Origin of the sequence: Nitrincola schmidtii, from assembly GCF_008973715.1 — a bacterium.
Lineage (GTDB): Bacteria > Pseudomonadota > Gammaproteobacteria > Pseudomonadales > Balneatricaceae > Nitrincola > Nitrincola schmidtii.
On record NZ_WBOL01000004.1, the window covers coordinates 80,878 to 94,764 of the forward strand.

Consider the following 13,887-nt stretch of genomic DNA (forward strand, 5'->3'; position numbering starts at 1 on the left):
GCGCTTATCCTAAGAGGCTAAAATGCTGTTAGAAAAAGCCCATCGGATTGACATCATAGCTAACCAGCATATTTTTGGTCTGCTGATAATGATTGAGCATCATCTTATGGTTTTCACGACCGACACCGGATTTTTTATAGCCGCCAAAAGCCGCATGCGCTGGATAATGATGGTAGCAATTGGTCCATACTCGACCGGCTTCAATACCACGACCCATACGATAAGCTCGGTTCATGTCTCGCGTCCATAGACCTGCTCCTAAGCCAAATTCAGAGTCATTGGCAATCGCCAGTGCTTCTGCTTCATCTTTGAAAGTAGTGACAGACACCACAGGGCCAAAAATCTCTTCTTGGAAGACGCGCATTTTATTGTGACCTTTGATCAGGGTCGGTTGAATATAGAAGCCCTGATTTAAGCTAGTATCCAACTGCTCTTTACCACCACCGATCAGAATTTCTGCACCCTCTTCACGACCAATATCAAAATAGCCTAGGATCTTCTTATATTGCTCTTCAGAGGCTTGAGCACCCACCATAATGTCGGTATCCAAAGGATTACCGCGCTTGATCAGCTTGGTACGTTCAATGACCTTGGCAATAAACTCATCATAGATGTCTTCCTGAACCAGTAAGCGTGATGGGCAAGTACAGACTTCACCTTGGTTGAAGAAAGCGAGCACCACACCTTCAATACATTTGCTTAGATAGCTGTCTTCAAAATCCATTACATCTTTGAAGAAGATATTCGGTGATTTACCGCCTAACTCTACCGTTGATGGAATGATGTTTTCAGCCGCACATTTCAGGATATGCGATCCAACCGGCGTTGAACCGGTAAAGGCTATTTTGGCGATACGCTTGCTCGTGGCAAGGGCTTGTCCTGCTTCTGCGCCATAACCATTCACAACATTGAGTACACCCGGTGGTAATAGATCCGCAATGATTTCCATAAACACAAGGATTGACCAAGGCGTCTGTTCAGCTGGCTTTAGTACAATACAGTTACCTGAAGCCAGTGCCGGTGCTAATTTCCATGCCGCCATTAATAATGGGAAGTTCCAAGGAATGATCTGACCGACAACGCCCAGCGGCTCGTGGAAGTGATAGGCAACGGTATTGTGGTCAATTTCGCCTATAGAGCCTTCTTGAGCACGAATAGCGCCAGCAAAATAACGGAAGTGATCCACCGCGAGAGGGACATCAGCATTCAGTGTTTCACGAACAGCTTTACCATTATCCCAAGTCTCTGCGACGGCCATGATTTCTAGATTTTGCTCTAGGCGATCGGCAATTTTCAGCAACAAATTGGAGCGGTACGTAACAGATGTGGTTCCCCATGCGGCTTTTGCAGCATGCGCGGCATCCAGAGCCAATTCAATGTCTTCTGCGCTGGAGCGAGGGATTTCGCAGAAAGCTTCACCGGTGACTGGAGAGATGTTTTTGAAATACTGACCTTTGACCGGTGCAACCCACTGGCCACCGATAAAGTTTTCATAACGTGCTTTAGGAGCGATCAGCGCATCTGGCTGTCCTGGTTGTGCATATATCATTTTGTCGCCTCTTATTTTTATTGGTTGTGATCGAAGCAATCACTTGATCAGACCTGATACTAACGAGAGACGACTAGGATTGGCTATTCTGCAACAGCACTGAAAAAACCAGTACTTTAGTACTGATTAGCAATTTTTAACTGGGAAAGGCGCTGTTGAAAAGAGGCAGCAGACTCCGGCGCAGCATAAAAGTATCCTTGATTGGTTTTGCAATCTAAGGCAACTAAACATTCATGTTGTTTTTGGGTTTCAACCCCTTCAGCAACCACCTCAAGCGATAAGCTTTTTGCCATCGCAAAAATCGTATTAACAATCGCCAAATCACCGGGATCGTCTGGCAGACCTTTAACAAAACTTCTGTCAATTTTTAGACGGTGAAGTGTTAAACGACGCAAATAACTTAATGATGAATAGCCAGTTCCAAAGTCATCCAAGGCTAAAGAGACGCCTAATAAGCGCAGACGCTTTAGCACTCGAGCACTGCGGGCAAAGTTTTCAAACAGGTAACTTTCGGTTAGCTCCAACTCAAGCCAACGCGATTCTAAACCTGTCCGAGACAACACATCTCTGACTACATTGACAATATCACCGTTATTTAACTGAAGCGCAGAAAGGTTAACCGACATTTTTAAAAAATGTCCCTGTGCCTGCCAGATGCAAGCTTGCCGACAGCTTTCTTCTAATACCCACTCACCCATTGGATGAATTAATCCAGTTTCCTCTGCAATTGAAATAAATTGAACAGGAGGAACTCTGCCACGCGTAGGATGATTCCAACGAATCAGTGCTTCAGCACCAGAAATGCTGCCAGTGTCTAAATCTAGTTGGGGCTGGTAATAGACTTCAAACTCACCACGCTCAAGTGCACCACGAAGATCTGTTTCTAACTCAAAACGTTCCAGATTCTGAGCGCTCATATCTTTTTCATAAAACTGATAGCGCCCTTGTCCCAACTGTCGAGCATGCGCTTGAGCGGCATCAGCATTACGTAATAGGGTTTCTGCATCCGGCGCATGATCTGGAAAGAGACTGATGCCAATGGTGGAATCTAAATAAACCATTTTTTCATTAATTCTAAACGGCTGCTTTAGGCTCGCGATGATCGCTTTTGCAATGGCTTCAATATCGGGTTTGCCCTGATAAACCTGAACGCACATCAAAAATTCATCACCACTGGCTCTGGCTAACAAGTCATCTTTTGGCAAGAGTAGTTTAAGTCGTTCAGCCACTTGTCGCAGTACTTGATTACCTGCTTCATGACCTAAGCTTTCATTGACCGCTTTGAAACGATTTAAATTGATGAACAAGACCGAGAACTGTCGTAAGGGATCATTCTCAGCTAGGTTAAGGCGTTCGCCTAAACGGACATGTAACTGTGACCAATTAGGCAAGCCCGTTAATTGATCGTATTCAACAAGGTGACGTAGCTTTTGTTCAGAAATCTGACGTTGCTGATTAATATGATCCATCTTGTCCAGCAATGGACGAATTGCACGGGTGACTAACAACATGCCCGCTACCAAAATCAGTAGGGTGATAAACAACGTGCTAAATAGTATTTCATAGGTAGACAGAATTGCAGATAGGTCTTGCCCCTTAATCACAGGAGCAGTTAACTCTAGAATTTCAGCCTGACGATCTGTTTCACGATATAGCTGAACGATAGAAATACCACCCACCATTAAACCGGTCAGCATAATGCCAACAGCAACTAAACGTAAGATTTTTTGTCGTAACTGCTCAGCGTTCAAACTACACAACACCTGCCTTTGATGAAAATTGTTCGCACCTTAACAGTTTTAAAGGCAGGTGTTAATATATAAATCCTATACAATTAGTAGTGGTATAGCGTTTAAGAAAACCTAGTTGAAAGGCATCCACTAGACTAATAGGATGATTAATTTGGCAGTTTATTTGCTAACCTGCGTCGATTCTTTCAACAAATCAGATAGCTGCAAAGTGAGTTGATCTCCTGATTGTAACTGCCCTACTCCTGCAGGTGTTCCCGTCAGCACGACGTCGCCAGGCAACAGGGTAAACCAATGGCTAATATACGCGACTAAAGAGGCAATAGTGCGCAGCATCTGATCAGTATTGCCATCCTGACGCAGTTCATCGTTGATCCATAATTTTATTGGAAGTTGAGTTAAATCTACTCCTACACTAGAGGTAAACGACGATAGACAACAGCTTCCATCAAATGCTTTGGCTTTTTCCCATGGTAGTCCTTTTTCCTTTAACTGACTTTGTAGGTCGCGCAAGGTTAAATCTAACGCAACACCCACTCCAGTGATCGCTTTCATCGCTTCAGCTTCATCGACACAGGTAAGCGGCTTACCAATCAATACCGAAACTTCCGCTTCATAATGCAAACCACCTCGATCTTTAGGAAGGATAATCGGAACTTCCATTGACTGAATCGCTGTCGATGGTTTGATAAAGAGTAACGGCTCATCTGGCACAGGGTTATTCAACTCTCGCGCGTGTTCAGCATAATTTCTGCCGACACAAACAACTTTACCCACTGGGAGATCGACAGGAGTTGAATTAAGAAGATGCTGATAAGCCATGCTATTTTCCTTATTAGTATTCATTGATTGAAACAACTATTGATTATGTGTCGCGCTGGATTTAGCACTGTGCTGGTTTTACCACGCTGCTGGATCTACCACTGCGCTGCCAAAATAGCAGTATCATCGCACAGGCGAAAGTGACGGCAAAGACCATTAGCGAACCCAACACCACACCTGACCAGCCCGCCGCTGACCAGAAGGGATTAAGATAAAAGCCTCCTACACTGGCACCGACATAGTAAAACACTAAATACAGAGCTGAGGCACTTGCTCGAGCATGAGAAGCATGCTGACTGACCCAACCACTGGCCACCGAATGAGCTAGAAAGAAACCAAAACTGTTAATGAAGAATCCTACAACGATACCCGAGATACTATAAGTCAGCGTTAACAACGTTCCGATAACCATGACAAAGATACCTAACGCCATGCAAACCGGAGCAGAGATACGACGACTTAGCCGTCCTGATAACAAAGAGCCCATCGTCCCTGTCAGGTAGGTTAAAAATAGCAACCCTATCCATGTCGCTGACATCTGAAAAGGCTCTACTGATAACACAAAAGTAATGTAGGTGTATTGATTTAAGAAGACTAAAAAGCTTAACCCACCGATGATATATGCCAAGAGCAACACCGGATTACGTATATGGCCGATTAGATCTCGAGACATCTGCACAGGACGAAAGGCACTCGCGGTAAAGTGTTCTGACTTGGGTAGCAACCAAACAACACAGAGCAAACCTAGCAGACTTCCGAATCCTAAGATGAAAAACACATCTGACCAACCCAGCCAGTCACCCACTGCACCTGCGACTAAACGTCCTGTTACCCCACCCAGAGAGTTACTGGCTATGTATAAGCCCACTGCTGTTAATAGTGCAGGCTTGGTGAACTCATCACCCATATAAGCGATAGCGACGGCAGGGACACCTGCTAAAAAGAAACCTTGCAACGCGCGAAGCCAAAACAACTGGGCATAGTCCTGTGCAAAGCCTAATGCCAAGGTACTTAACGACACCCCTGTTAAGGTAAACAACAATATACCGCGTCTCCCTAGAGCATCCGAAATAGGGCCATAAATAAGCAATGACAAACCTAAAACAAGCGTTGCAATAGTGTAAGCATGACTTATTTCTAATTCGGTTCGACCCAAACTTTCGGCTAACATAGGTAGTAGCGGCTGCATACCATGAAGATTGGCGAAAATAATAAAAGAGGCTAAACACAACGCCAGCGTTGCTCGCCAAAACTGAGGACTACTGCTTTCGATCATGATGGGCTTCCTCGTTGAACACTGACTAGTTACACAATAGGGCTAGTCTACCCCTGACAAATCCATCATAAAAATATATACTAATGATAGATACCATAAGAGAAAGTGATCATGAATCTAAAGCACCTTCGTTACTTCGTCAGAGTGGCCGAGCTTGGCAGTTTTACTGCAGCGGCTGAGCAATTGAAACTTGCCCAACCCGCCGTCAGCATGGCGATCCAGAAGCTTGAGCAAACGCTAGAAATTTCACTTTTTCATCGACATGATCGACAAATTAGTCTGACTGATGAAGGACGTGAGCTATTGATGCATGCTCGTCGCGTGCTGATGGCGGCAGAAGAAGCTGAACACGCAATGCAAGAGTTAAGCGGTTTAAAGCGCGGAGAGGTTCGTATCGGTATTCCGGGAATGCTGGGGTCTTATTACTTCCCTCCTATTTTAATGGCGTTTCGTCATCGCTATCCCGATTTACAAATTTCAGTCATTGAGGCTGGAACACGAAAGCTTCAGCAGATGCTACTGAGTGGTGAAATTGATATCGGAGTTATTGTTGAAGACTCTGCCTCAACGGAATTGGAACTTTGTCCTTTCTTGAGAGAAGAGATGATGGTGGTGATGGCCGATGATCATCCACTGGCTGAATGCACTCATATTTCTCCTAGTGATTTCTTTGCCCAAGAATTGGTGTTATTCAAGGAAGGCTACTTTCACCGTGAAGTGATTAATCGCTTACTTCAAGAGACCGGACTTCAGCCCCATATTGGCTTTGAAACCAACCTGATTCCGTTAATTAAACAGATTGTTAAACAGGGATTTGGCATCTCGACACTATTACAGATGGTGATTCGTGATGAACCTGCCTTGGTTGCTCGCCCCTTTGAACAGCCGGTGATTCTTGATCTATCCTTAGCATGGCGTAAAGGCGGATATCTATCACGCGCTAACCGAACCTTTATTGATTTTCTGGAAGATCAAATTCGACAATAGCTGAGGTGTTTGATGAAAAACTGCGTTCTTCCCATCGTTCTAACCAGTCGTCGACGGGTGCTGGACGACCAAACAGATAACCTTGATAGATAATTGATTCACTGCGCTCTTTGAGGAAGTCGGCCTGCTCAAAGGTTTCGACCCCTTCAGCAACGACTCTTAGCTGCATTTTATCTGCCACGGCTAAGATAGCATCAATCAATGCAGCGTCGTCAGCATCATCTGGCGCATCTTGGACAAAACTCCGATCAATTTTAATTTCATTGACCGGCAGTCGCTTCAAGTAAGCAAGGGATGAATATCCTGTACCAAAGTCATCAATAGAAAACTGCAAACCTAATTGACGCAACGTATTCATTTTTTCAGATACTGCATCAATATTGTGCAGAAATACACCTTCGGTCACTTCTAAGATAAAACGTTTAGGATCAACCATCTGGTCATTCAATACCGCTCTAATCCAAGGTACGAAGGTTTCTTTGCAGAAATGACGAGGGCTAATATTGATCGCTAAATGCAAGTTGATACCTTTTTTACCCGCATCTCGAATTAAATCACAGGCTTGAGTCATGACCCAACTATCAAGCTCAACAATCAGGTTGCTGGCCTCTGCAATAGGAATAAATTCGACCGGTGAGATCATCCCTAACTCAGCATGTTCCCAACGCAACAACAGCTCTGCGGCTACTTTGTTTCCGTTAACATCAAATTGCGGTTGCATGAACAGTCGTAACTCTTTGCGCTCCACCGCACGCTTCAAATCGCGTTCTAATCTGAAACGGTAATCCGCGGCATCGCTCATCGGGGATTCATAAAAACTAAGATGAGCACCGCCTTCTTTGCGCGAGTGCGCGAGGGCCATGTTCGCTCGCTGGAAAATCTGATCTGATGTTAGGTCAACACCTGATTCAGGAAAGCGGGTAACACCGGTACTGACAGTAACGACTACTGGTTCATCTTCAATAATAAAGGGAGCGGAAAACATCTGCTCACAATGATCTGACAAAAATATTTCCAGATCACTTAGCGACATGTCAGAAAATTGCTGTGCGACGAGCAGAATGGCGAACTCATCACCAGCCATTCTAGCAACGTTGATCGAAGCATCTCCTATTCGACAGGACTGCAGACGGTGACCCACTGCTTTGAGTAGCGAATCACCAAAACGACTTCCTCGAGCGTTATTAATCGTTTTAAAGCGATCAATGTTCAGTAATATTAAAAATGCTGAGTGCTCAACGATTATTTTTTTCTCAAGTAATGTGTCTAATGATTCATGTAACCAAGCTCGATTAGGTATCTGAGTCAGTGTGTCTTTAAATGCTAATGACTCAATATGTTGTTCATATTCAATTTTTTCAGTGACGTCTTGAATGGTACCCAGCAGCCTGACCATACGACCTTGGCTATTACGAATCACATGGAGCTTTTCATGGACCCAGCGAATTTGTTCGCCAATCTTAACCCTGTAGTCTATGTCGTAATCACGACCATGCTGGTGAGCTTTATTCCATGCACTCAGAACAGCAGATTGATCTTCTTGAATTACGGGCCTCATGAAATCTTCCAGCGTTAGCTTTTTTTCTGAGGATAAAGCAAACATTAAGCACATCTGCTCTGTGCATTTATACTCATGCGTATCTAGGTCATACTCCCAACTACCGATATGAGCCACCTGTTGCGCGTGATTGAGTAATGCCTCGTTTTCCTGTAATTGATGCGTGATCATGGCATTATTTAAGTGGGACAAGGCTAGGGCTGCATTATTGCGTTTCAACACTATGACCGCGATGATCATTAAGCCCGCCAAGCTAAGAATAAAAACCCAACCTAGAAACTGCCACTCAGCCCAGACCTCTTTGAAAGTTAGGGGTGGCCTGTAATCAAAGGGTTCTAATTGAAGCTCTCTGAGTAATCGGTCAATTCCGCGATAATCACCTGGTATAGTAAAGCCAGCAATACTCAATGCCTCGCTGGTTGGACTATTCAAGGGTAGATTTAATAATGCCGCCGTGACTTGGCGAACCACGTCAGGGTCGGTATGTGCTAGGGCAGAAAATGGCCATTCAGGGTAGAGTCGCGTACTGCTCACCCATGGAAAGCCACCAAATTGACGCGGTTCAACTATTCGATAACTGTTGGGCTGAATAACGCCTTGTTGCTGCCAGGTTTCCAGCACACCCGCTCGAATAAAACCGACATCAGCCGTTCCACTCATGACAGCATTCAACGTATTGGTTAAAGGCAAGCCCGTTTCAAGCAAGGTAATATCTGAATTGGGATCAATCCCTCTTTTAACCAGTTCACTGGCTTGCATTTGATAAGCAGCTAACGACTGTTTGGAGGGTGCCGCAACCACTAAGCCCTTTAAGTCGTCGAGCTGATTGATATCTTCACGATCTGAACGCGTGAAAATCACTCCAGAAAATTCACTCGAATTAAAGCCTTGTTCACGATTAACCAGAGTTGCCAGGGGCGAAGTGAGGCCAAAACGATAACTATAGTTAACGTAAACTGAGGGATTCACAAACAAAAAATCAATAGTTGAACCTGATACAGCTGTCTCAAGTTCTTGCAAATCAAGTACCTTGATCTCAAATCGATGGTTGGGATCAGCGACGCTATTCAGGTAGTCCGCAAGAGGTTGCCAACGAAACAAGGTTTCTTCATGCGTTTGAATCATCGGAGTACCGATACTAAACGTTTGCTCTTTAGCAACAGCAGTGGTGCATATCTGCACTATTACACACATGCTGATAGTGACGACCAAGGTGATTAGTCGTTTTATCCTCATTGCTTCACTACCATTCGGTTTCTTCCCTTTGATTTTGCCTCATACAATGCTGTATCGGCCAACTCGATCAAATCTTCAGCGCTCACTAGCCTAGACCCCTCACAACTGGCGACACCAATACTGACCGTTAAATGTTGTGAAACCTGACTAGCTTGATGTTCGATATTCATTGCACGTAAAAAGTTAATCAACTGTTCTGCCATTTGGCATGCAGCCTCTTTGCTGGTATCAGGAAGAATACATGCAAACTCTTCACCACCATATCGAGCAACGAAGTCTTGGTGACGCATAAACACTTTACGTAACAAATTCGCCACTTCTTTCAGTGACTGATCACCCGCTTGGTGACCATAGAAATCGTTGTAGTTTTTAAAAAAATCCACATCAATCATTAATAGCGATAAGGGTAGGTTTTGCTCTTTAGCCTGATGTAATACTCGTTCTAAATGGTAATCAAAGCCGCGACGATTATGTACACCCGTTAATGCATCTGTTCGAGATAACAGCTCGACTCGATTTTTATGCTCGGTTACCTTTTCAGCAAAGAAATTAAATGCTTTTGAAAGTTCAGCTATTTCATCATACCCCTTGATCGAAAGCTGCTTAACCGGATTTTCAACCTGCTCTATGACTCGTTTCTTCAAATCAACTAGCCGATTAATCACTTGAATTTTGATAAACCAAACCATCAGGATCAAAAATACCAACGCTGATATTGATATCAGCCCAATCCAATAGGTTTGTTGATGTAAACTTTGTCTTAAGATACCAACGTCTTCACTCAGTTGACGTTGCATTTGTATGCCTTGATGCTCAATTTCAAAACCAAAATCTTGAACCATAGATCGGATAAAACGATTACGACCTGTCGCTCTGCCTTGTAACCTGAGCTGCTCGGTGCGCATCTGCAACAGACCTTCTTGATCGAAGATGATGGCAGCTATTTGCTCATGCAGAATCAGTGCCTGCTGTTGAGTCGCTTCGTCCATCTGCACTAACATCAACTTCTGCTTTTCTAGAGACTGCTCGATCTGCGATCCAAGCTGCCTTAAATCATTGAGTCTATTTATATTGGATAAACGTGCGACTCTCATCAGGGTAGCAGAAAAACCGACAATCCAGTCTGTGCTAAACGTTGACCTATTGACCGTGGATTCAAATATTTCAAAAAATGAATAGAGTTCAGCAATGCGCTGTTGGATTTTGTGCTGATAGATTAACTGCTGATCAACAAGTTGATCTAAATGCTCCAGTTCACTTTGTATTGCCGCAAACTTTAACTGCAGTTGAGTATTCGACTGCTCTGCTAGATACGCTTCAATCTGCCGGTTGAAGTGCTGAATATCCTGCATCGCCAAACGCCTCATCGCTTGGGTTTCTGCGCGCGCCAATTGTTCAGTCAAAAAGGGTAACTCTTTGACCTGAATAGTTGCATTGGCTGATTGACGCAGATCTGGGAGAGCCTGTTCAACCACCGTCACTAATGAACTTTCATACTCCTTCGAATTGAAATAGGAGATCGCAGCCATCAGCATAAATAGCATTAAAAAACTACTTAAGGCTACCGAAAGTTTGACTGCGATAGGTCGAAAAAACTGCATTATTAATCTCTTAAGGTGAACTCAAATCGATTAAACGACCTTCATTAAGTGGTGCAATTTGCTGACTCTGTTGTATCGCGTCAATCAGTATATCGGCAATCAATCGATTGCTTTGTCCTGCATAACGCAAAGGCTCTAGATCACCAAACATATCAAAACCATCACCACCCGTAGCAATAAACTGTCGCGTAGCTAAACGATAGGTTTGCTGAGGTAACAGGGGTTGTTCAGCGACACGCACAGAGACTACACGCTTTCCAACTGGTTTACGCCTATCATATTCAACTTGCATCCCTGACACATGAGGAAAACGACCTTTAATCTCTTCAATCTGGCTAAAGCCATTCTCCAGTGCCAAGAGAAGCTGCTCACCGCTGACCTCGACTAACACCACTTGATCACGAAAAGGCAATTCGCGCATGATATCGCGACGAGCTAACTGCTCCCCTATCTGATATTGACGCTCACCACGAATATAACCACCATTAACCAGTGCTATTTCAGCATCAGCATGAGCTTTAATTACATCAGCGAGCAAATTTCCAAAGGGATTTTCTGCCGTTCTAACGTCAGTTTGAAAGGTGGCAAACTCAGTTTTCACATCTGCAATCACTTCATTTAGCAAACTTTCTAATCGCTGAATGTAGCCATCAACTAACATTTGCACCTGAGCATCAGCAGGGTAGGCATTCATACTGTCTGTTTGCCAATTCATCAGGAAAGTTGGCGCGTCCTTTTCTAAAGTTAGCTCTACTACAGCCACTTCATCACCTTGAGTAATCCAAATATGAGCAGGATGCATTTGATCTAACTGGTGATCAGCCAGAAGAAGGTGCTCATCTTTTCCCAAAGCTAAGTCGATAAGTCCATCATGAAGTAATTGATCAAGCTCATCAAAATAGTTTAAGTAATCTCGGTAACAGCAGGAATAGGTCAAAATCACGCGATCAGCACCTGCAGATCGCAGTTCATTGGCTCGTTGTTTGAGTGCATCGACCGGAGATTGAATCTCTACACGTTGTAGGTTGTACTCCTGATGTGCGATAGGAGGTAAAAGTGCTAGCAGACCTATGGTGACACCGTCTACCGTCATCAATAATGAATCGTTAACCCCATCCAGATTTTCTTGGGTAATGGGATCAAAAATATTCGATGAGATCACTGGAAACGCTGCTTCATAGGTTCTTAATGAAAGCACATCTTCGCCGAAACTGAACTCACGTTTTCCAGCAACCATCGCCACGGGTTCTATGGCATTCAATAGATCTATAATGTGTGCGCCCATATCAAGGGATGACATGGCACTGGGTGCGAGACCACCGCCACCAGAAATAAACACAAGGTGATTATTTATTTGTCGATAATGCTCAAGCAAACTGGCTAGCTTTGGATAACTACCTTTTTCTTCGCTATCCATTTCGGTCATCTCACTGACATATATCAAGGTGAGCCGATCGGTTTGCGCTACGACTGCTGTTGACTGAGTAGCCATTGCCAATAACAGCATCAAAGATACGAAGAGTTTTGTATTCAAATTAAGGCTGTTTAAGCCTGTTTTACACAACAGTTGAGCAAGCATAACCGACTCCTTTACTACTTTTTTATAGGGTACAGTTTTAAACTAATTGAGCAATAACACTAGATTACTGTATTAGAATTCAAAATAACCAGTCATTTTTAGAGCTTAGGAGTTTTAAAAGATTTCTTTATCAGAATTTTTCACATTTGGATGAATATTTTGATACCTCTGAACTGCAATCTTCCCTCACTCTTTGTCGCTGATGTGATAATATGCGTCGCCTGACATTCAATGGCGAAATTCTTCGCATAAACCGGTGAGTTACCCACAATGACTAAGACAACGTCTCTAGACAAGAGCAAAATTAAAATTCTGCTGCTGGAAGGTGTACACCAGTCTGCAATCGATACATTTAATGCTAACGGTTATACCACTATTGAAACCCACAGCGGTTCATTGTCTGAAGATGAACTGATTGAGCGTATTCGTGACGTTCATTTCGTTGGTATTCGTTCGCGTACTCAATTAACAGCTCGCGTTTTTGAAGCGGCTGAAAAGCTGGTGGCTGTCGGTTGCTTCTGTATCGGCACCAATCAAGTTGATCTTAGTGCGGCGACCCAGTGCGGCATTGCCGTCTTTAATGCGCCCTACTCTAATACTCGCTCAGTTGCAGAACTTGTGCTTGCAGAGACAATTTTGTTAATGCGTGGCGTGCCTGAAAAGAACGCACGCGCTCATCGTGGTGAGTGGCAGAAAACCGCTAAAAACTCCTATGAAATTCGTGGTAAGAAACTGGGTATTGTCGGCTACGGCAGTATCGGTACTCAGCTAAGCATTCTTGCTGAAAATTTAGGCATGGATGTGTACTTCTATGATGTGGTTACCAAGCTGCCACTGGGTAATGCCAAACCAGTTGGATCTTTGTTTGAGCTGCTATCCATCAGTGATGTGGTGACTCTACATGTTCCTGAATTGCCATCAACGCGCAACATGATCGGTGCAGCTCAGTTTGCACAGATGAAACAAGGCAGCGTGTTTTTGAATGCATCTAGGGGCAATGTCGTCGATATTGAAGCGCTGTGCGATGCACTCGATTCTGGAAAGATTCTAGGGGCCGCTATAGACGTATTCCCTGTGGAACCTAAGAGCAATGACGATGAGTTTATCTCTCCATTGCGTCGCTTCGACAATGTACTGCTAACGCCTCACGTTGGCGGCTCTACGATGGAAGCTCAGGAAAACATCGGTTATGAAGTGTCTGAAAAGCTGATCACTTACAGTGACAACGGGTCTTCTATTACTTCTGTTAACTTCCCTGAAGTTGCACTACCGGGCCATCCGGATAGTCACCGCTTGTTGCATGTTCATCAAAACATGCCGGGCGTGCTATCACGTATTAACAGCATCTTCTCTGAGAACAATATCAACATACTAGGTCAGTATCTACAGACCAATGAAAGCGTGGGTTATGTAGTCATCGATGTTAATGCAGACTACTCTGCACTCGCTTTAGATAAACTATCTAGCATCGAAGGTACTATTCGCTGTCGTCGACTTTTCTAATCGACACCGATAGTCTGTCCCCAAAAGG

General features: G+C 44.0%; 9 protein-coding genes. 2 read left to right on the forward strand and 7 right to left on the reverse strand.

Annotated elements, in window-relative coordinates:
• Positions 1–28: 28 nt before the first annotated feature.
• The 4 genes from exaC to F7R24_RS04945 form a co-directional block, all read right to left on the reverse strand.
• A complete protein-coding gene (gene exaC, locus F7R24_RS04930) occupies positions 29–1,549 on the reverse strand; it encodes an acetaldehyde dehydrogenase ExaC (RefSeq protein WP_151670141.1) in 1,521 nt (506 codons plus the stop codon).
• Between the two features lie 116 nt (positions 1,550–1,665).
• Entirely contained in the window at positions 1,666–3,300 is a 1,635-nt protein-coding gene (locus tag F7R24_RS04935) for a putative bifunctional diguanylate cyclase/phosphodiesterase (RefSeq protein WP_151670142.1), read from the reverse strand.
• Between the two features lie 159 nt (positions 3,301–3,459).
• The gene (locus F7R24_RS04940) at positions 3,460–4,119 is read right to left on the reverse strand and encodes a fumarylacetoacetate hydrolase family protein (protein ID WP_151670143.1); all 660 of its coding nucleotides are present in this window, start codon (positions 4,117–4,119) and stop codon (positions 3,460–3,462) included.
• 61 nt (positions 4,120–4,180) lie between these two features.
• Positions 4,181–5,395 (reverse strand): MFS transporter, encoded by a 1,215-nt coding sequence (locus F7R24_RS04945; RefSeq protein WP_151670144.1) that lies wholly within the window; start codon positions 5,393–5,395, stop codon positions 4,181–4,183.
• A 111-nt stretch (positions 5,396–5,506) separates the two neighbouring features.
• Here F7R24_RS04945 and F7R24_RS04950 point away from each other — a divergent pair, with 111 nt between their 5' ends.
• Entirely contained in the window at positions 5,507–6,382 is an 876-nt protein-coding gene (locus tag F7R24_RS04950; protein ID WP_151670145.1) for a LysR family transcriptional regulator, read from the forward strand.
• On the opposite strand, the gene F7R24_RS04955 is transcribed toward F7R24_RS04950, so the two are convergent.
• From F7R24_RS04955 to F7R24_RS04965, 3 genes are read right to left on the reverse strand one after another with little or no spacing between them, the layout of a single operon-like run.
• Complete coding sequence (locus tag F7R24_RS04955; protein WP_151670146.1) at positions 6,348–9,176, reverse strand: EAL domain-containing protein; 2,829 nt, start codon at positions 9,174–9,176, stop codon at positions 6,348–6,350. The two genes, F7R24_RS04950 and F7R24_RS04955, sit on opposite strands and share 35 nt — an antisense overlap.
• The gene (locus F7R24_RS04960) at positions 9,173–10,777 is read right to left on the reverse strand and encodes a GGDEF domain-containing protein (protein ID WP_151670147.1); all 1,605 of its coding nucleotides are present in this window, start codon (positions 10,775–10,777) and stop codon (positions 9,173–9,175) included. The genes F7R24_RS04955 and F7R24_RS04960 overlap by 4 nt, the downstream gene beginning before the upstream one ends.
• 10 nt (positions 10,778–10,787) lie before the next feature.
• Positions 10,788–12,356 carry a bifunctional metallophosphatase/5'-nucleotidase gene (locus F7R24_RS04965; protein WP_151670148.1) on the reverse strand — a complete coding sequence of 523 codons (1,569 nt, stop codon included), beginning with the start codon at positions 12,354–12,356 and terminating at the stop codon, positions 10,788–10,790.
• A gap of 270 nt (positions 12,357–12,626) precedes the next feature.
• Between F7R24_RS04965 and serA the strand changes: the two genes are divergently transcribed.
• Positions 12,627–13,859 (forward strand): phosphoglycerate dehydrogenase, encoded by a 1,233-nt coding sequence (gene serA / locus F7R24_RS04970; protein WP_151670149.1) that lies wholly within the window; start codon positions 12,627–12,629, stop codon positions 13,857–13,859.
• Positions 13,860–13,887: the final 28 nt, after the last annotated feature.

Excerpts from the sequence above, each read along its gene's own strand:
- exaC (WP_151670141.1), bottom strand. The coding sequence starts at position 1,549 with ATGATATATGCACAACCAGGACAGCCAGATGCGCTGATCGCTCCTAAA.
- F7R24_RS04950 (WP_151670145.1), top strand. The coding sequence starts at position 5,507 with ATGAATCTAAAGCACCTTCGTTACTTCGTCAGAGTGGCCGAGCTTGGC.
- serA (WP_151670149.1), top strand. The coding sequence starts at position 12,627 with ATGACTAAGACAACGTCTCTAGACAAGAGCAAAATTAAAATTCTGCTG.
- F7R24_RS04965 (WP_151670148.1), bottom strand. The coding sequence starts at position 12,356 with ATGCTTGCTCAACTGTTGTGTAAAACAGGCTTAAACAGCCTTAATTTG.
- F7R24_RS04960 (WP_151670147.1), bottom strand. The coding sequence starts at position 10,777 with ATGCAGTTTTTTCGACCTATCGCAGTCAAACTTTCGGTAGCCTTAAGT.
- F7R24_RS04940 (WP_151670143.1), bottom strand. The coding sequence starts at position 4,119 with ATGGCTTATCAGCATCTTCTTAATTCAACTCCTGTCGATCTCCCAGTG.
- F7R24_RS04955 (WP_151670146.1), bottom strand. The coding sequence starts at position 9,176 with ATGAGGATAAAACGACTAATCACCTTGGTCGTCACTATCAGCATGTGT.
- F7R24_RS04945 (WP_151670144.1), bottom strand. The coding sequence starts at position 5,395 with ATGATCGAAAGCAGTAGTCCTCAGTTTTGGCGAGCAACGCTGGCGTTG.